This window comes from Paenibacillus sp. CFBP13512 (assembly GCF_005233705.1).
Taxonomy (GTDB): Bacteria; Bacillota; Bacilli; order Paenibacillales; family Paenibacillaceae; genus Saccharibacillus; species Saccharibacillus nuruki.
Genome location: NZ_QGAD01000023.1, coordinates 35,769 through 54,235, shown reverse-complemented (window position 1 = coordinate 54,235; position 18,467 = coordinate 35,769). Strand labels below are relative to the sequence as shown.

Annotated in this window: 14 protein-coding genes; 6 read left to right on the top strand and 8 right to left on the bottom strand. The window is 37.8% G+C overall.

The features are described from left to right. From PaeCFBP13512_RS21160 to PaeCFBP13512_RS21150, 3 genes are all read right to left on the bottom strand, one after another. Nucleotides 1–2,078, bottom strand: a 2,078-nt coding sequence (locus PaeCFBP13512_RS21160; RefSeq protein ID WP_137225794.1) for an AAA family ATPase, incomplete at its 3' end; no start/stop codon positions are given. 19 nt (nt 2,079–2,097) lie between these two features. Next, complete coding sequence (locus PaeCFBP13512_RS21155) at nt 2,098–2,676, bottom strand: restriction endonuclease (RefSeq protein WP_137225792.1); 579 nt, start codon at nt 2,674–2,676, stop codon at nt 2,098–2,100. A 33-nt stretch (nt 2,677–2,709) separates the two neighbouring features. Beyond that, nucleotides 2,710–4,659, bottom strand: coding sequence for a 3'-5' exonuclease (locus tag PaeCFBP13512_RS21150; protein WP_137225790.1), 1,950 nt, complete (start codon nt 4,657–4,659; stop codon nt 2,710–2,712). 413 nt (nt 4,660–5,072) lie between these two features. Between PaeCFBP13512_RS21150 and PaeCFBP13512_RS21145 the strand changes: the two genes are divergently transcribed. Further along, nucleotides 5,073–6,773 carry a methyl-accepting chemotaxis protein gene (locus PaeCFBP13512_RS21145; protein WP_069328725.1) on the top strand — a complete coding sequence of 567 codons (1,701 nt, stop codon included), beginning with the start codon at nt 5,073–5,075 and terminating at the stop codon, nt 6,771–6,773. A 109-nt stretch (nt 6,774–6,882) separates the two neighbouring features. Here the strand turns inward: PaeCFBP13512_RS21145 and PaeCFBP13512_RS21140 are convergent, their stop codons facing one another. Continuing rightward, nucleotides 6,883–7,488, bottom strand: a complete 606-nt coding sequence (locus PaeCFBP13512_RS21140) for a DUF1836 domain-containing protein (RefSeq protein ID WP_137225788.1) — start codon at nt 7,486–7,488, stop codon at nt 6,883–6,885. Nucleotides 7,489–7,670: 182 nt separating this feature from the next. Here PaeCFBP13512_RS21140 and PaeCFBP13512_RS21135 point away from each other — a divergent pair, with 182 nt between their 5' ends. The 3 genes from PaeCFBP13512_RS21135 (at nt 7,671) to PaeCFBP13512_RS21125 (ending at nt 11,989) form a co-directional block, all read left to right on the top strand. Next, nucleotides 7,671–8,507 carry a DegV family protein gene (locus tag PaeCFBP13512_RS21135; RefSeq protein WP_069328727.1) on the top strand — a complete coding sequence of 279 codons (837 nt, stop codon included), beginning with the start codon at nt 7,671–7,673 and terminating at the stop codon, nt 8,505–8,507. A 302-nt stretch (nt 8,508–8,809) separates the two neighbouring features. After that, a complete protein-coding gene (locus tag PaeCFBP13512_RS21130; RefSeq protein ID WP_241669450.1) occupies nt 8,810–10,543 on the top strand; it encodes a methyl-accepting chemotaxis protein in 1,734 nt (577 codons plus the stop codon). Nucleotides 10,544–10,882: 339 nt separating this feature from the next. Further along, nucleotides 10,883–11,989, top strand: a complete 1,107-nt coding sequence (locus tag PaeCFBP13512_RS21125) for a DUF4179 domain-containing protein (RefSeq protein ID WP_137225786.1) — start codon at nt 10,883–10,885, stop codon at nt 11,987–11,989. A gap of 138 nt (nt 11,990–12,127) precedes the next feature. Here PaeCFBP13512_RS21125 and PaeCFBP13512_RS21120 read toward each other — a convergent pair whose 3' ends face one another. From PaeCFBP13512_RS21120 to PaeCFBP13512_RS21105, 4 genes are all read right to left on the bottom strand, one after another. Next, a complete protein-coding gene (locus tag PaeCFBP13512_RS21120; RefSeq protein ID WP_137225784.1) occupies nt 12,128–13,897 on the bottom strand; it encodes a SulP family inorganic anion transporter in 1,770 nt (589 codons plus the stop codon). 179 nt (nt 13,898–14,076) lie between these two features. Then, the gene (locus PaeCFBP13512_RS21115) at nt 14,077–14,427 is read right to left on the bottom strand and encodes an ArsR/SmtB family transcription factor (RefSeq protein ID WP_069328730.1); all 351 of its coding nucleotides are present in this window, start codon (nt 14,425–14,427) and stop codon (nt 14,077–14,079) included. Between the two features lie 62 nt (nt 14,428–14,489). Next, on the bottom strand, nt 14,490–15,458 hold the full coding sequence (locus PaeCFBP13512_RS21110) for a sugar kinase (protein ID WP_137225782.1): 969 nt from the start codon (nt 15,456–15,458) through the stop codon (nt 14,490–14,492). Next, on the bottom strand, nt 15,455–16,504 hold the full coding sequence (locus PaeCFBP13512_RS21105) for an SPFH domain-containing protein (RefSeq protein ID WP_137225780.1): 1,050 nt from the start codon (nt 16,502–16,504) through the stop codon (nt 15,455–15,457). Before PaeCFBP13512_RS21105 ends, PaeCFBP13512_RS21110 begins: the two co-directional genes overlap by 4 nt. A gap of 161 nt (nt 16,505–16,665) precedes the next feature. Here PaeCFBP13512_RS21105 and PaeCFBP13512_RS21100 point away from each other — a divergent pair, with 161 nt between their 5' ends. Together PaeCFBP13512_RS21100 and PaeCFBP13512_RS21095 are read left to right on the top strand one after the other, a co-directional pair. After that, on the top strand, nt 16,666–17,484 hold the full coding sequence (locus PaeCFBP13512_RS21100; RefSeq protein ID WP_137225778.1) for a helix-turn-helix transcriptional regulator: 819 nt from the start codon (nt 16,666–16,668) through the stop codon (nt 17,482–17,484). Between the two features lie 168 nt (nt 17,485–17,652). Continuing rightward, nucleotides 17,653–18,036, top strand: coding sequence for a VOC family protein (locus tag PaeCFBP13512_RS21095; protein ID WP_137225776.1), 384 nt, complete (start codon nt 17,653–17,655; stop codon nt 18,034–18,036). Nucleotides 18,037–18,467 lie beyond the last annotated feature (431 nt).

The following is an 18,467-nucleotide window of genomic DNA, read 5'->3' as shown; positions in this document are numbered from 1 at the left end:
TTCTTAAATACTGATAATTCTTTTTTTTCATTTAAATTAAGACTATCTTTGAGTAATTTCAGCTCTTGTATTACAGAACTATCCAATCCGATTATATTATTAGAATTCCACTTTTCATATAATTTCTCAATTCTATGACTTGCTGCTATTTTAAAATGTTCATCATTGAAATGTTCACAACAAAAAGCCACAGCTTCTAATATATATTGAGGTATTTCGGTATCTTCATCAATAAAATCAGCTAAAGTCAAAGCAAACCAACCTTTACCTAGATAATTTGCAAGTCGTAAAACCTCTTTATAACTAATTTCTGTATTTTCATTTTTTAATTTAGATAATGAATTATCAATAGCATTTTGTTTTGTATATATAAAATTTACAACATTTAAAAATTCCTCTAAATTATTAGCCATAAAAAGATCAACTTCGAAGGTATGAATAGCAAAAAATGATTCTACCCATAAATTTTCAGCAAATTCCTTTTCTAATTTTTCCTTCCTCTCTTTTCCTGATTTCTCTGAGTTAAAGCATTTTCTTACAAACTCATCCTTTGTATCATTTTGCTCACTTTCCTTTATTATTGATTTATCTAAATCTGTAATTATAGCGCATTTTCTTTGAATTCTATCCTCATGAAAAAGCATAGCAATGTGTTTAAAAACTGTACTATTCATATTAATCAAACTAATTCCAATTTCGTCTAAACTAATTCCAAATATTTTTTTAAATAATACTGGAATCAAAATTAATTCAGCATCGCCCTCCACTAAAATTACACTTTTAGCAAAAAGTAAAGTGCTTCGAAGAGAATCCAAATATCTTTCAATTTTAATACACTCTGACTTTTCTAAACCCACACTTGGTTGGAACACTAAGGCTTCTTTTTTATTCTTAGACAAAATATTTATAGAACTAATTTTGTTAGCAGCAGAAATATGTGTAGAATGAGTGGAAACTATAACTTGAGTATTATGATAATTATATTTATCAAATAAAGTTTTTTGTATATGATTATGAATATGAGCTTCTGGCTCTTCAATGAGTAAAAAGTGTGCTAATTTTTGAGTAGATTGTTTAATCTCATATTCTAATAATTTCAAACTAATATATAAAAGATTTGCCCCTCCCAAACTTAATTCATTAATCTGCCCTTGATAACCAATGTCTTCTGAATCCCCTACCCAAAGTGTTAGTGTTTGCAATAATTTATTCATATCTTCTGGTAGTTGCGACTTTATATCAATCGTTGGAGCATAAGTTGTCCCAATTGTATTTTGCATAGTATTACGAACCTGACTTCTGAGTTTTTTGATTTCTTCTAATCCACCTATTGAAGAGTTCAAATTTCTAACCTGTTCAATAATTACAGTTCCATCAATTTTGTGACTAAAATCTTTCACCAAGTTCATTAACGGATTACTACGCAAATTTTTAAGTTCATATTCAGCATCACGAAGTGCTTTGATATACGTGCATGTCACTTCTTCATAAATAGAAAACTTATGAGAAATGAAGCCTAATTCATCTTGCGCTTCTATTTCAGGATCTGGAAATTCATAGTAATCAAAATTACCAACATATTGCTTATAAATTTCTGGATTATTAAAATTTGCTTTTGATCTACAAGTAAAAACTAATTCATAATCATCTATAGATATTTTATCTAAGAATTCTTGAAAGCAATTTGTTTCTGCAAAATCTTGAGTAAGTTCGAATAATTTTTTTCTAATTTCTTTAGAGGGTCTAAAATATAAAGCGTAAGAACCAATTTTACTATCATCCATTCTTTCGATAGAATGAGATAACATTTGTGCTCCTTCATCATCACTTAGATCTGAAAATTCGATTTGTATAATTATCCAGTGACCTCTCCAACTTGTTAAATTTCTATTAAAATCGTTCTCTGTTATTTTTATACTTCTTGGTAAAGTTGCATCTAATAACATTCTTATCGCATAAAAAGCATTAGATTTTCCTGCTCCATTTTCTCCTATTAAAGTATTTACACCCTCATTAAAAGTAAATTTTGCATTATTAAAGTTTCTAAAATTTTTGATACTAAGTTTAGAAATATACATAATATCCTCCTTACAATTTTCATCCTATTTTCTTACTTTCCTTCACCCTCAAAATCATCTCAACCAATTCCTCACGATCAACTAATCGAACGTTATTTGACCTCGCCAATGTCCTTGCTTGCGGAGTATATCTACTGTTCGTCACAACCCAACCTGCCGAAGCTTTGTAATGTGCAATGGCTCCATAGACTTCCTGTACTGCTTTCAACCCTACATTCTTGCTATACCGCTTCGCTTGAACTACAATCCGCTTGCCATCTTTGTTCAATACCAGATCAGCACCATAATCGCCTTGTGACTGTGTTACTTTGGCGTTGTATCCTTGAAGGTGAAAAAGTTGACCTAGATAATGCTCAAATTGATCGCCTGTCATTTTGTCTATTTCAGCTATCCCTGATCTTCTTAATTTGTTGATTCTCGCCTGATTGATCGAGTAGCTAATCAGTGCAAATACAATAATGCCTAAGATGACGGCAACAACACCTACCGCAATACTTTTAGCAAAATAACTAAAGCCTATTCCCCCGAATATAATCAGTCCACCGATTGCATTGGCAGATTCTTGCTGTTGTTTCTTTTTGCTCTTTCTACGTGCCATGTGTAACTCCCCTTTGAGAATGTTCTAAGTGTTCTATGATTGGAATCGTTGTTGCTTCTTCTGTTCGACTGCATCACTTGCCTCGACAACCTTCTCTTCTAACCACCCTGCAAATCCCTCAACCTTGCTATAACTCAAGAACAACCAGTCCATAGCTCTGGTCATCCCGATATAAAATAACGATACTTCTCGCTCTGGATGTTCTTCTAGCTTGAACGGCATGCTATCAATATTGACGATAAACACAGCTTTGAAGTCCAGCCCTTTAGAGCTGTCGAGTGTAGATAGCTTGACCGCTTCTTGTTGACGTTCGAATTTTCGCTTGGCGGCTGTATTTTCGGTGAACCAGTTGTATGGAATCCCGTGCTTGGATAGTTCTTTTTGCAATACATCGATATAAGAGTACGAATAGCGCTTTTGTACCCGATATAGAACAGCCATTTCGGCATAAGGTACCTTTTTCTCGTTATGCAATGTCTTCATCTGCTCAGCTACCCATGAGACTTCTTCTGCAAAAGAAGCACAGTGCTTGATCTGTGGTTCGATCCCTTTACGCTTGGTGCTTTGCGGTGGGATAATCTCTACCCCTTCTATACTTGTGCCTTCTTTGACCTTTTCCCCTAAGCTGGAATGGGTACGATAGAAGTCCCATGCGAAGTTGACGATCTGAGCGGTATTGCGGTAGTTGATACTGAGAATCTTAGAGCGTCCACGGAAGTCCAGTCCTGTATTCTGGCTCAGACTGGTTTTGCGTTTGTAAATATTTTGCGCTTTGTCCTCTACTAGCAATAATGATTGCGTCTCCGGGTTAAGCACCTTACTTAGCAATTCTAGCCATGACGGTTCAAAGTCTTGTCCTTCGTCGATCAGAATCGCATCGTATTGCGGTAAGATGGTCTCGCCTCGATTAATCTTTTCCAAGTAGGATTCGATTAGCTCGTCTTTGATACGCATCGTGCTCCATAGCCATTCATGGAATGTAGCAATCTGTAGCTGTGATCGCTTTTCAATAGAAGGTGTAGAAGATAGATTCTCCTGACTGTTGGCAAAGTCGAACAAATCTTCCGGTTCTTCAAGCATCCGATGGATCTGGCTACGAATCACACGGGATAATGGAATCCCATAGCAGAGAACAAGGATTTTCCAATCGGGATGTTCTTTGATTAGTATCTTTGCTCTAGCAGCTAGAATTAAGGTTTTACCACTTCCTGCCACACCACGAATTAAGCGGTTCTTATCCCCTAATTGTCTGGCAAGTGATTCCTGATGCAAGTCCATCGCTTGTATATTATGAAGCGATAGTAATAATTGATCTTGGTAATACACCGGTTCACGGTACTGTGCACTGATCCGTACTTCCGGGAATAGATGATAACGAATCGCTTTGATATCTTCGTCGGTCAACATCTGATTCATATGGAAAGGTGTATCGAACATATTGGTAATGCGCTCTAGTAGATGGTCTGCGGTACAATTTGCATCTTCGAGGTCTATTTCTTCTCGGGTTAACATATATCTAGGGTCGATCACCCGATGTAGACTATGCTTTACGATATGTGTCTGCTTGAGACGTGTAAAGACTACTCCATGTCCGTAGCGGAACTTGAGATTATTCGCATAGACACCACTTTGTTGAGTCAGGTTCTGATCTTTTTTGAGCTTATTGTTAATACGAAAAGCATAGTCTCTTGCTTGAAGCAGTGGGTTCTTGACCGTTTCTACTGATCCTGTTCCTTTTTGAGTATGTAGCTGCCATTCATGAGTATTGAGTTCGTAGAGGGTATTTTCGGTATAATCTTTGACTTCGAGTACAAGCAGTCCTAGATCGGGTCCGATAATGACGTAATCTGGTCGTCTGCCGCCGATCTCTGGTTCGTAGTAGACAATATAATCGTCTGGAAGATGTTCTTTGAGGGTCTGGAAAAGAAGGCGTTCGCCTGCGGTTGCTTTTCTAGGAATCGTGTCTGGTATCGTATACGCCATAGATGTATTCTCCTTAGTGCAGGCAGAAGATATAGATAGAGTCCAGTTCTTCTGGAAATCTGCGATGAATTTGCTTCCAATTAAAACTGTTAAATTTTTAGGTCTTAAGTTGGGAGCTTATTTACCTACATCATACTTTGTTTGGACGATATTGGAAATACTTTTTTTCAAAATAATGGTTCAAATCCAAAAAAGAAGGACATCCCCCATATGAGTCTGGAAATGTCCTCTTCATGCAAATCATGATGGCTGAATCCCTAGCAGGTATGCTCATTTCATTAAATATTTCATTTCAATCTTCTATAAATTTTTTACTTTAATTGTAATATTTAATAATCAAATATAAACAAACAGCGAAATTTGTCGATATAGATATTACATTATATGTTTAAACAATCATAGGGAGTGGAATTATGCGTATTAGTATTCAGACTAAATTATTACTTGGATTTCTAAGTGTTATTTTATTATTAGTTTTAGTTAGTATCCTATCTTTATGGAGTATGAAAACGATGGGAGATCAGACCAAAGCGATTGATAACAAATGGATGCCAAGTGTTACTTTGCTAGGCACGATGAATGGAGATGTATCTGATGTAGAACGTTTGGTTCTGAATATGGTGATTGAAACGGATCCTACTGAACTGACTGCAATCAAAACAAGTTACGAGGAATTATTGAAAAAGATCGAAATCGAACGTAAAGAATATCAGGCATTGATTCAATCTGAAGATGAGAAGAAATTGTATGAACAATTTTCTACTAATTATGATAGCTATCTAACAACACTACCTGCACTTGTTCAGGCTGCTATGACTAATAATGCGGAACAATCTCAACAATTGCATCGTGCTTCTTATGATGAATGGTCTACAGCCAATAATACCATCTTTCAATTAATCACTTTAGATAATACACAAGCCGCTTTGATCACAGCCGAGTCTGTCGATACAGCTGCAACATCAAGCAGAAACATTATTATTTTGAGTATTCTAGCGGTTCTGATTGGTATCGCTATCGCTTACTTGATTGCTCGCTCGATTTCTCGCCCTGTCAAACAAATCCAGCAAGCAGCAGAACGTATCTCTGGTGGTGATCTTACAGGAGAAGCGATTGTTATTCGCAACAAAGATGAAGTGGGCTTACTGTCTGTCGCTTTCAACCAAATGGTAGCTAATCTACGTGGCTTGATTGAGTCAGTAGCCGCAACTTCCGAGATCGTTGCCGCTTCATCCGAGCAATTAACAGCTAGCAGTGAGCAAAATAAACAAGCTTCTGAACAGATCGCTGAAACGGTACAAGAAAATGCAAATGGTGCTGCCAAACAAGTCGATATTGCAACGAAGTCTTCGCAAGCGATGCAAGAAATGGCAATTGGTGTAGAGCAGATTGCAGTTCGTGCACAGACGGTATCGAGTTCTGCTACCAATGCAGCAAGTAAATCATCTAATGGTAACAAAGCGATTCAACAAGCTGTTACACAGATGGATTCTATTCAGACTTCCCTCCATTCTCTAGGAACTGTAGTCAAAGAGTTGGGTAATCGTTCAGAAGAAATTGGGAATATTACTAAAGTCATCACCGGTATTGCGACACAGACCAATCTTCTTGCTCTGAATGCTTCAATAGAAGCAGCTCGTGCAGGTGAAGCTGGTCGTGGATTCGCAGTCGTCGCAGAAGAAGTTGGCAAACTAGCAGAACAATCTTCTCAATCGGCGAAGCAAATTATTGAACTGGTTACTTTTATTCAAAAAGACACGACAGAAGCGATCCATGCTGTTGAATTGAATAATCGAGAATTTGATAAAGGTCTTGCTTCAGTATCTATCGCTGGTGAAGCATTCGAAGATATCTTACAAGCGGTCAATCAAGTGGCTGGAGATATTGAAGAAGTATCGGCTGGTGCTGAACAACTATCTGCAAGCACGACAGAGATTGTTGAATACTCTAGACAGATCACTCATATTGCTGAAGAAGCTTCTGAAGGTATGCTTAGTGTATCTGCCGCGACTCAAGAACAATTAGCATCGATGGAAGAAATCACTACCTCTTCTTCTTCGCTAGCACAGACAGCAGAACAACTTCACGCAGAAGTGAGTGAATTCAAAGTATAATCTTTCATTAATACCAGTTAACAATAAAACAATACCCCTTATCTTGTATGATCAGAAGATCGTTTATACAGGATAAGGGGTATTTTAGTTGTCTATATGCCTAATCGTTTTACATTTTGATCTTTTTACTTTTCTTCCCTTTATCATCCAAAGTCGAGAGTTTGCCTTCTGCTCGCTCCATCTCAATAATCTTTTCTGCTAAAATTTTGCTAGAGTTCGCCAATACCGCCATTTTGAGCGAAAGATTGCTGAGCATTTCTTGCTCTGTTGCTGCCGTCTGTCCCAATAATTCGCTTTCGGCTTTGGCTTGTGCCATCGTATAGACCGAAGCTTGTTCTTGCTCAATCGCAAAGTGATCATAGACCTCAGCAAATGTTTTGGTCTGTAATTGAAACTCGATAATCCCTTGCACTACAGCCAAAGGCAAGACTGGCTTAAGTGTGCAGAGCATCATCAGATAAGCAATATGGGTACGGGAATATCGCTTTTTGATTGTAGGCGGAATAATCCCTTGTTTGACATAATTATTAATCATCGAAGGTGATATCAACTTGCCTGCACTATCTCCTGGGAACTTGTGAAAATGCTTTTCCAGTAAGGCAATCACTTGATCCATATACAACTCTATATCTGGAATCTGCTCCCACCGAGGAAATGTATATGCTACTTTCTCTTTGCCCCATGCTTCTAATTCTTGAGCAAGTTTGTCTTCCATATGTAATCCTCCTTGAGCTAAATAAATATTGTAGGTTGTATAGTACGAAGTTTGTGTTTATATCTCTATATGGTTATAATAACTATATCACAAAGTTATTAGTTTTATATGTTAAAATTTTAATAATCTTAATATAGCCTTTCTACTATATTATATCCCTGTGTACAGAAAGAGTGGTTTGAATGAAATCGATTGCTTGGATAACAGACAGTACAGCTATGATTGATAAAGACTTTGCAGCAGAGAATCATATTTATATTGTACCTCTACGTCTGATTGTGAACAACGAAGCTTACAAAGAAAATGTAGAAATTACCTCAGAACAGTTCTATGAGAAAATGCGTCAACATGAAAGTGTCAGTAGTTCACAACCTCCCATTGGCGAGTTTATGGAACTCTATGAATCACTTAAAGGCAAGTATGACGATATTATTGTGATTCATTGTTCTTCTGAATTAAGTGGTACGTATCACACTTCTCTACAAGCAGCTGAGATTACCGAAACAGAAGTGATCGGTATTGATTCTAGAGTAGGTGCTTTCCCTTTACGTGAAATGGTCATGCAAGGAATCAAATGGCAACAACAAGGTGATACTGCCCTGGAGATCAAAGCCAAAATTGATATGATCATCGAAAATATGGACTTCTATCTCATTCCAGCTAGTCTTTCTCAATTGCATCGTAGTGGACGGGTATCTGGTACTCAACTGGTGATTAGCCAATTGCTACGTATTCATTTATTGCTACGTTTTGTAGAGGGTAAGATTATTGTAGAAGACAAAATTCGTACATTTAAAAAAGCCAAATTCAAATTAATGGATATATTAAAAAGAGATATCAACGTTGTTAAAAGTGTCTGTATTATGCATGCTAACAATATTGAAGAAGCATTCCAGATGGAAAAAGAAATTAGTCTTTTTGCTCCTTTCCTCAAAATCGAGATTGCTCCTTTTATTCCAGTTGTAGGTGTTCATGCAGGTGAAGGTACGATGGCATTAGCATGGATTCGTCAGAAGTAATTGTTTGATACACCGCTTTAAATTTATCGTACAAAATGAAATATCAATAGCATAATCGAAAGCAATTTATAGGTAACCACTATAGATTGCTTTTTTTGTTATGGGCTACTCGCTTGCATTGTGAGTAATAGTACATCCCTAAAAATAAAGAATGGATATATTAATATGTAAGCATTTACAAATACAAACCTCCGAACTACGCCCTTAGCACTAATATTTCCAAAAAAAACTAAATTATAAAAATATTTTGTCGATATAGATAAAGTTAAGAACGTTACCATTACATATTGGGGGATCATATTATGAAACAATTACGTATAGGCAAAGTTGGCAGAATCAAAATGAGTATACAAACTAAGCTATTAACTGGATTTTTGAGTGTAATCTTGTTATTAGTTATTGTTAGCTTACTTGCTCTAACAAGTACCAGAACAATGGGAAATCAAGCAACAGATATCAATACCAAATGGATGCCAAGTGTGACTTTGTTAGGTACACTTAATGGAGATATATCTGATCTAGAGCGTCTACTGATCAATATTATTATCGAAGATAATGCAGATGAAGTGACTAAATTAAATCAAGACTATACTGCATTATTAGCCAAAATCCAAACGGAACGTACAACTTATGAAAAATTAATTCAAAGTGATGATGAGCAACGATTGTATGAACGCTTCTCTACTCAGTACGAAGCTTATGTCAAAGTTTCTCCTAATGTACTAAATGCAGGGCTGAACAATGAGTTGAATAAAGCCATCTCGTTGCACCGTAATGCATACGCTTTCTGGTATAATGCGAATTCAACGATTGCTGAATTAGTCGCTTATGATAACAAGCAAGCAACGCAACTTACTAATGAATCTGTAGATATCTCTCGGACAGCAAGCTTTAATATTATTGTCTTGAGTGTCATCGCTGTTATTGTTGCTCTTGTTATTGCTTTCCTTATTGCGCGCTCGATCTCCAAACCTGCCAAATCATTGCAACAAGCGGCTGAACAGATCGCTGCTGGTGATCTGACAGGCGCTGATCTTGTCATCAAAAATAAAGATGAAATCGGTTCACTTGCCGTTTCCTTTAATCTAATGAAGCAAAATCTACGTCAGGTGATTGAATCGGTCGCTTCTACGTCCGAGTTGGTAGCCGCTTCGTCCGAACAATTAACAGCAAGTAGTGAACAGAACAAACAAGCAGCTGAACAAATCGCTGAAACGGTGCAGGAAAATGCGATCGGAACCGCCAAACAAGTCGATATTGCAACAAAATCTTCTCAAGCGATGCAAGAAATGGCAATTGGAGTTGAACAAATCGCTGTTCGTGCACAGACGGTATCCAGTTCTGCGGTAGATGCAGCAAGTAAGTCTTCCGATGGTAATCAGGCGATTCAGCAAGCGGTTGCCCAAATGGATTCGATCCAACAATCTCTTCATTCTTTGGGATCTGTCGTGAAAGAGTTAGGTAATCGTTCACAAGAAATCGGTAATATTACCAAAGTGATCACTGGGATCTCTTCACAGACCAATCTACTCGCTCTGAATGCTTCGATTGAAGCGGCTCGTGCAGGTGAAGCAGGTCGTGGATTTGCAGTCGTAGCTGATGAAGTCGGTAAGCTTGCTGAACAATCTTCTCAATCGGCGAAGCAAATTATAGAACTGGTTTCGTTTATCCAGAAAGATACATTAAATGCGATTGAAGCTGTTGAATTGAACAATCGTGAATTTGATAAAGGGATGGCTTCGGTTGCAGTTGCAGGTACAGCATTCCAGGATATTTTACAAGCTGTTAATCAAGTTGCAAGTGATATTGAAGAAGTATCTGCCGGTGCTGAAGAAATGTCTGCTAGCACAACAGAGATTGTCGAGTATTCTAGACAGATTTCTCATATTGCTCAAGAGTCTGCTGAAGGTATGCTTAGTGTATCCGCTGCGACACAAGAGCAATTAGCATCGATGGAAGAAATCAATGCTTCTTCGTCTTCTCTAGCCGAGACCGCAGAACAACTGCATAGTGAAATGAACGAATTCAAAATTTAATACAGATCCGTATCGGCAACCTCTATGCTTACTATAAAATAGATATTAAAACCTATAGATCAAACAGCCCTAATTCTCTAAAATGAAAAGGATTGCTTTTCAAAAGAGATTAGGGCTGTTGTCGGTCTGCTTGTAATGCTTCTTAGTAGTAAGATAGAATAAAGAGAGATTTTCCTTCTGACTTCTCGTAGAACCGTAACAAAAGTAGATTTACCACCGATATATACAATAAGTACTTAGAAGAAGTAGACATAAAAAGATACAAATGCATCCTACAATCAGTCTTTATAATAATTAAGCAACTTTGTAAATCATTCTGAATCAGGAGGAATAGTCATTATGAGTACATCCAAACAAGAACATTCTAAATCATCTAGCACTCCATTACATACACAGACGCCTTCTGTATCGGAAATGTCTCATACCCCTACTCCAACAGATGAAGAAGCTCTATTCGAAGCCAAACGCATGCGCTCACGTTTCCCCTGGTTAGATGCTCGATTACTGGTTGTGGTCGGTTTTACCTCTGTTGTGATGTTGATCTTACTTATTGTGCCTATGCCTACCGAAAGTACCAACACTACCGCCTCTTCTTGGGGCAAATTAGAACCTTTTCAGCAATATCAATCGGAAGTCATTCAGAACCAAAGCTTAATCTCGGCTATCAAACATAATTATATTCAGTATGTGAATGAAAGCGCTGAGAAAGACGGTTATATTGTCACGGTCAATGCTGTAACAGCCGATGAGAATCAGTTAATCCTTCTGTATACTGCCAAAAGCTTAAATGGACAAGAAATCTATGGGATGAACAGTGTCAAATTAAGCAGTATCGCTACCGGTAAATCGTTAGGGCATTCACGCAATAATGGAACACATGATGCCGATCGGGAGAATGTATTCCGTGGCACGACCACTATTCGTTTGAAATCTAGAGAACCTTTTCCACAAGAAATTGCAGCCAAATTCCAGATCGCTTCTGTTGATGAAGGTCGACTTAGCGATCCAGTGACCAATACCAGTACAGAAGATATGCATCATTCACCTACCTTACTTATCCACTTCTCATTAGCCAGTCAATTCAAGCGACCTGAGACTGAAATTGTTTATCCGAATCATACGATTACTTTAGGAGATCATACTGTTGCTTTAGCTCGTGTAGAAATGTCTCCACTGGAGATGCGTGTACGCTTCACATCAGATCAGCCTTTCGAGCCGTACAACACCAGTAGACAATGGGTTGAGGCTACAGGTATCCTTGCTGGCGAAGGCGATCAGGAAGTGCTGTTACGTGCGCTTAATCGCAAAGTCGCTTTCGATGATCCCAACAGTTATGAATATATTTTCTATAGCAATTTATTAGATCAACCGAAAACATTACAGTTACAAGTCGTAACACGAGATGCCGATCGTGTAGGAGATCCAACACTAATCCAGATCAAATAAATGAAGTATCGTTTCACTCTATAATGTCTATTATGAGAATCATGGAATAATACAAATAGACGCAGTATAACTATCGGGTTGATATACAGCGATCCGATAGGTATACTGCGTCTACTTTTGGTATCTATTTATGGAATATTAAATATTCGCTTCTAACGTTTTTCTTAGTTGTACAGGTGCGGATACAGATGCTGTATGTATTCCAGCAGACAACGCCTGACATTCATGAAAAGCAAAATGCTGACAACCACGACACTGTTCCAGGTTCAGATGGTCTAATGCTTTGTTAATAGCCACTCCTGTACGCTCATAGAAATGGTTAGCTCCGATTATCGTATATAGTCCTGTTTTGCGCATCAGTTCAAGTGGTTGATGCTGAATACCTGAGATGATAACGATTCCGCCATAAGCTTGTACTTTATATACCAATGTCAGTACATTTGCATCCCCTGTCGTATCAATCATCGGCACTCTAGCCATCCGAAGCAACACCACACGAGGTTGATTAGTGATAGCTTCATCTATAGCAGATTCAATTATATGGGTTCCGCCGAAAAAAAGAGCTCCTTCTACTGTATAAATACTAATCTGCGGACAATCATGATTTTCGGTGACCATGTGACTGTGTACTTGTTGATGCTTGGAATCAGGATCAGGCAACACTTTAGTGATCGTTAAGCCTTGACTCATCCGCTGGACAAATAAAACCACAGCTAACAATAATCCAACTTCTACAGCAGTCGTCAGATCAGCAAATACCGTTAGTAGAAAAGTAATTGCTAATACAAGCGAATCACTGGTTTTGATTTTTAACATATGCATAAAATGCTTACGTTCACTCATATTCCATGCGACTAACATAAGAATAGGCGCCATACTGGCAAGCGGAATATGAGAAGCATACGGAGCAAAAAGAAGCAATACTAACAAAACCACTATTCCATGTACTACACCGGAAATCGGCGATACAGCGCCATTTTTGATATTTGTAGCTGTACGAGCAATAGCACCTGTAGCTGGAATCCCACCGAATAAAGGTGTAATCATATTGGCAATTCCTTGTCCGATTAACTCCCGATTACTATTATGACGCGTCCCTGTCATACCATCGGCTACAACAGCAGATAGTAATGACTCAATACTGCCTAACATCGCAATCACTAGAGCAGGACGAATCAAGAGTGTCATGTTGTCCAACGTTAAGTTAGGAATATGAAATTGAGGAAGTGCGCCCGAGATAGCGCCAAATGAAGATTCGATCGTAGACACTTTGCCTTGAAAAAAGAGTACCGCTACAGCTGTAGAAATACATAAGCCGATTAATGATCCTGGTACTTTGGGGAAAAATCGTGCCGTCAATATCATCGCCAAAAAACAGATTAATCCGGTGATTAAGCTATAGATATTAAATGTATTCAAATGAGTAACGATTTCTCGCATATTCGAGAAAAAATCTTCATGCTTAGTGAGTCCTGTTAGACCGAGAAAATTAGCAATCTGTCCTCCAAAAATCGTGACAGCAATCCCTGCGGTAAAGCCAATCGTTACTGGTCTAGGGATAAATGAGATCAATTTACCCAATCGGCATAATCCCAAAATCAATAAAAATACCCCTGCCATAAAGCCGGCTATCAATAAATTCTCATAGCCATACTGCATAACGACTGCGAATAATATCGGAATAAATGCACCTGTCGGGCCGCCAATCTGAAATTTGGAACCGCCAAACAAAGAAATACATATCCCTGCAATAATAGTGGTATAGATTCCGTATTCCGGCTTCACTCCTGAAGCAATCGCAAAAGCCATTCCAAGTGGAATCGCAATAATACCTACAATCAAGCCTGAAATTAAGTCTTTACGCAAACTATTCTTATTGTATCCTGCAAATCTCCCTGTCCACTTCATCCAGTTACCTTCTCTTTTTAGATATTTGATCATTATTTTAAATATCTGATTATTTGAATATACAGAGATAGTACGCCTATGTATAGATCATGTCAATGATATTGTGTACACACCAAAAAGTACCTCCAATCAAACGAGAGATACTTTATTTTTATCATTCTATTCTATTGATTTTATCCTCAATCCAGATGCTTGATCGATTCTGGCTCATTTCGCATTCCTTCAAGTAAGGAGATCGCATCTACAAGATGATTGTCAAAAATCTGCTTCGCCACTGCTAACAAATCCTGAATCAATGGATCACGTAAAGAATAGATCACAGACGTGCCTTCTTTCACACCCTGCACCACATTTTTACTACGCAATATTGATAATTGTTGAGAAACGGCTGATCCTTCTGAACCGACAATCGTTTGCAGTTCATTCACAGTCTTGTCTCCAGTACATAGAGCTTCTAAAATTTGAATCCGCATCGGATGAGCTAAAGCTTTGAAGAAATCAGCTTTGAATTGCTGTATATTTTGATTCATGAATCCATACCCCTTACTGTATTATCTTCAACAGATACGGATATCATAACACAAAATAATCATCATACCACCAGATGACCTCGCTTCTCAGCTAGACCGATCGTCGCTGTCATCCCTGAATTGAATTCTAGAAAGTCGCTTTCTACCCCATCGCTAAAGATCACTCCATTTTCAGGCATCTGCGATATAATCCGTAACGGTTGATTCTGATTAATTTGTCCGAATACACAGTTCGTCGATGTAGTACGACTAGGAAAAGGTTCTCTGACTGTAAAATATAATTGCGGTGTATCCCATGCTAATGAATTCGTAGTGACTGATTGTGTCTCTTCGTACTGGACACTACCCGTAATCTGCTGATAACTTTCGCTATGCACAATACCACTTGCACCAGCGAGCACACTTTTGAACCATCCGGTGGCTCCCATCCCTGTAGATACAATAATCCCACTTGAAGATTGCTGTTCAGTATGCCCTGCTAACTGTAATTGATACCGTGCAGAGACATGCGTTTTGCGTCCGATAAATAAATCGTTGACTCCATACAATGTCTGCCCATCATTCAGCTCTGCTTTGGCAAGCATCACTTCTTGAATCGTACGACGCTTGCTCAATACTTCCGGTACAATCTTAATCAGATCACGCACTTGAAAAGGAAGCAATACTCCATCCCAGCGTAGTGGATCAGGATTCACTCCGATCAATGGTTGATGCGTGACATACTTCATCGTATTAGCGACTAATCCATCTTGACCGAGTACCACTACAATATCATCATCCCCAAAAATAAAGTTGGGTACATGTTCGCGTTCTAGCAATTGTACTCTGCCTATACTTTGCAATGTCATTACTGATTGCTCTACAGCATGGCGGTAATTCTGATCTTCTTGAATATAGTCGGTAAAATCAACACCGAGACGCTCAATATAAAATTGTGCTTGCTGGATCGTATTATAACGAACAATCAATTCTTCTAATCGTGTTTTACGCTTTACGAGTACAATTTTATTTTCGCTCATCCGGCTATTCATCTACTCCGACCTCCTTGCTGTTGTTGATGGTTATTCGATTCTGATAACAGTCCTTGCAATAGATCCGGCGTAATGTTTAGTTGCCCGATTCGTCCTGCATTTTCAGCTAATCCCTGGAAAGCAATAGCGATTAACTTATCAGGATTCATGCCCATATTCGCCATGGATTGTAACAGCGCAGGATTAACACCTTCAAGCGACTTCATCACCGCAGACATTTCGTATGCTTTGGCATCGGCTTGTGATTTGGCATTGGCAATAGACAATTCTGTTAACTGTTGTTTCTTTTCTTCCATCATCGTATCGAATTGCAATTGTTCTTCTTTGATTTCGTTCTTTTTCACACTCACTGAACGTTCAGCATCTAATTGTGTTTCACGAATTTGTTTTTTCTTGGTTTCTACTGCAATCTCTGTATTTAGTTCGTTTTCTTTGACCCGGCGTTCTTGCTCAATCGATGCATTACGTCGTTCATATAGTGCATCATCCGCATTACGTAGAATCTGCTCACGAGCTTGTGCTTCTAACGCTCTCATTGTTTCTTTATTAGGTAGAATCGCTAATACAGAGAAACCCATCAATTCAATTCCTAGCTTTTCCAATTCTTCATTTTGCATAATTTCGCGTGTAATACTTTGGGCTAATCGTTCACTAGATTGAATCGCTTCTCGTAATGGCATTTGTTCCAGATGCTTTTTGGTCAATACTTTCGCAATATTAATCACCCGTTGAGCCAGCTTATTCGGATCATCTGAAATATATTGATTTTTACGTAAATTGTAAGTGTAGTTGAGGATTTGAGTTGTTTTGCGATAATCGATAATACGGTAAGTTAATTGCCCTTGCACGGTTACCGTCTGATAATCATTTGTTATTTCTTCAAAGATAAATGGAACATCAATAGAAGATACAGGTACTACAATTACCGAAGTGGTCGGCGCATAATAACGGAATGATAAGCCTACGCCTTCTTTAACTATTTTACCGTTTCTTACTTTCATCACATATTCACTCGGTTGAAATTTGACGAAGCGGAATCCAAACATAATCACTCTCTCCTTTGTTATTTCCTTTTTGTTAATAACAATATAACATCCTTTATTGATATTTACAATATGATAATAACAAATTGTTAATTATTATTGTGATAACGGTAATTGTAGATCATGTTACAATCAAATAAGATATAGAGAAAGGGAGTGTTCGGATGATCTATCGCCCTATTCAGCCACCCAAATTGCAATCTCATTTGCTCCATTCCTATTATGATTATCAAGAATATGCTCCACGACTAGCATTACAAAATACAGTAGCTTGTTACTGGTCATCCACTTTTCAGATGTCTTCTTCTACTCTATCTCATGCTTCGGAATACCGTATTATTCCTGACGGATGTATTGATATTATTTTCGATATGGATGCTGTGTCTGCAACTCAAGGTGCTTTTGTATCTTCATGGATGTCTACTTATGAAGTTTTTTATCCTCAACAATCAATGAATTTTTTCGGTATTCGAATGTATATCGAAGCCGTACAAGCTATACTTGGTTATCCTATTGCTGAACTACGTGGACAGATGTTGTTAGAGGAATTATGGGGTTACGCAGCAAGTGATTTTTGGGAACAGACGTTAGATGCACCTGATATAAAGTCTCGAATCGATCGTATTGAACAACGACTACTTCAAGTGCTATATACATATGATATTCACTCTCGCTCGATTCATCCCTTACTTTCTAATAGTTTGCAATTGATGTACGCCCAGCGTGGACAAATGGATCTAGCCGCTCTTGCTCATGAAGTTCATTATAGTGAACGAACGATTCGTCGTATTTTCCAACAGGAGCTAGGTATTCGTCCCAAAGAAGTACTTGATATTATTCGTTTTCAGTCGGTTTTGCAGGCGATGTACCGTTTCCCACAGCTACCGATGAGTGAATTAGCCACCTCTTATGGTTATTATGATCAATCGCATTTCATTAATAACTTTCAGCGTTATTATGGACTATCTCCTAGCCAACTTTGAAAATGAATGAATCGTATTGACGTATCTCGATCACAAGCATGTACAGCAACGTTCGATATTGACCGTTTTTTCCAATGCTTATTCCATCTAAGCAGGCATAATAGATATAGATTCTTTGATTGATAACGTCACTGAATGTAAATAACGATAAGAAAGTTGGATGAGTAGATGAAATTAGCTATGAAGTATATTATTTTGTATGTTCGCAATGTAGAAGAAACGATGCATTTTTACAGAGATGTTTTGCAATTGCCAGTCAAAATGCAAGTCGATACTTATGTTGAATTCGATACAGGCATGACTACTTTATCGTTTAACACTCGTGAATCGGTTCGACAAGATATTGGACTGGATGTTGCTGAGAATTTGATGGCATCCAGTACATTTGAGATTGGTTTTGTCGTTGAGGACGTTGTTGCCACGATTGAACACTTACGCCAGCAACAGGTCGTTATTGCTAAAGAACCTGTCGTCAAACCATGGGGACAGACAGTTGCTTATATTACCGATCCTGATGGACATTTTATTGAAATATGTAGTGCTATAGAATAGTATTACAGTTGTTATCCGCATGTATTGATCGAATGGTTCTATTTATATTCAAGCTACAAACAACTTGTCCAATGATGGATAAGTTGTTTTTTTATTAGAAAGTGATTGAAATTCCCATTATTGCTTTATATAGTACAGGAACTTAATTTAAGATATACAAGTCAATATTACTTATTATCATTATGTCTTAATACCTACATATTCAGGATTATTTTTATTTTTCGACAAAATTTGTGATTATTATGATATGTCTATTGTTATATTGTATGCTGTATAGTATTATGTACCTATATCTAAAAGACTAAAAAAAAGATGTAAGGGGTGATCGTGTTGACTCTAATGGTGGATTATTGTTCAAAATGTGGTTCTATTTTCCAAAAAAATATGCGCAACTTATGTTCTTCTTGTAGTAATCAGTTAGATAATGCTCT

Bases quoted from the DNA above. Each gene is read 5' to 3' on its own strand.
- PaeCFBP13512_RS21155 (WP_137225792.1), bottom strand. From the start codon at position 2,676: ATGGCACGTAGAAAGAGCAAAAAGAAACAACAGCAAGAATCTGCCAAT.
- PaeCFBP13512_RS21150 (WP_137225790.1), bottom strand. From the start codon at position 4,659: ATGGCGTATACGATACCAGACACGATTCCTAGAAAAGCAACCGCAGGC.
- PaeCFBP13512_RS21145 (WP_069328725.1), top strand. From the start codon at position 5,073: ATGCGTATTAGTATTCAGACTAAATTATTACTTGGATTTCTAAGTGTT.
- PaeCFBP13512_RS21140 (WP_137225788.1), bottom strand. From the start codon at position 7,488: ATGGAAGACAAACTTGCTCAAGAATTAGAAGCATGGGGCAAAGAGAAA.
- PaeCFBP13512_RS21135 (WP_069328727.1), top strand. From the start codon at position 7,671: ATGAAATCGATTGCTTGGATAACAGACAGTACAGCTATGATTGATAAA.
- PaeCFBP13512_RS21130 (WP_241669450.1), top strand. From the start codon at position 8,810: ATGAAACAATTACGTATAGGCAAAGTTGGCAGAATCAAAATGAGTATA.
- PaeCFBP13512_RS21125 (WP_137225786.1), top strand. From the start codon at position 10,883: ATGAGTACATCCAAACAAGAACATTCTAAATCATCTAGCACTCCATTA.
- PaeCFBP13512_RS21120 (WP_137225784.1), bottom strand. From the start codon at position 13,897: ATGAAGTGGACAGGGAGATTTGCAGGATACAATAAGAATAGTTTGCGT.
- PaeCFBP13512_RS21115 (WP_069328730.1), bottom strand. From the start codon at position 14,427: ATGAATCAAAATATACAGCAATTCAAAGCTGATTTCTTCAAAGCTTTA.
- PaeCFBP13512_RS21110 (WP_137225782.1), bottom strand. From the start codon at position 15,458: ATGAATAGCCGGATGAGCGAAAATAAAATTGTACTCGTAAAGCGTAAA.
- PaeCFBP13512_RS21105 (WP_137225780.1), bottom strand. From the start codon at position 16,504: ATGTTTGGATTCCGCTTCGTCAAATTTCAACCGAGTGAATATGTGATG.
- PaeCFBP13512_RS21100 (WP_137225778.1), top strand. From the start codon at position 16,666: ATGATCTATCGCCCTATTCAGCCACCCAAATTGCAATCTCATTTGCTC.
- PaeCFBP13512_RS21095 (WP_137225776.1), top strand. From the start codon at position 17,653: ATGAAATTAGCTATGAAGTATATTATTTTGTATGTTCGCAATGTAGAA.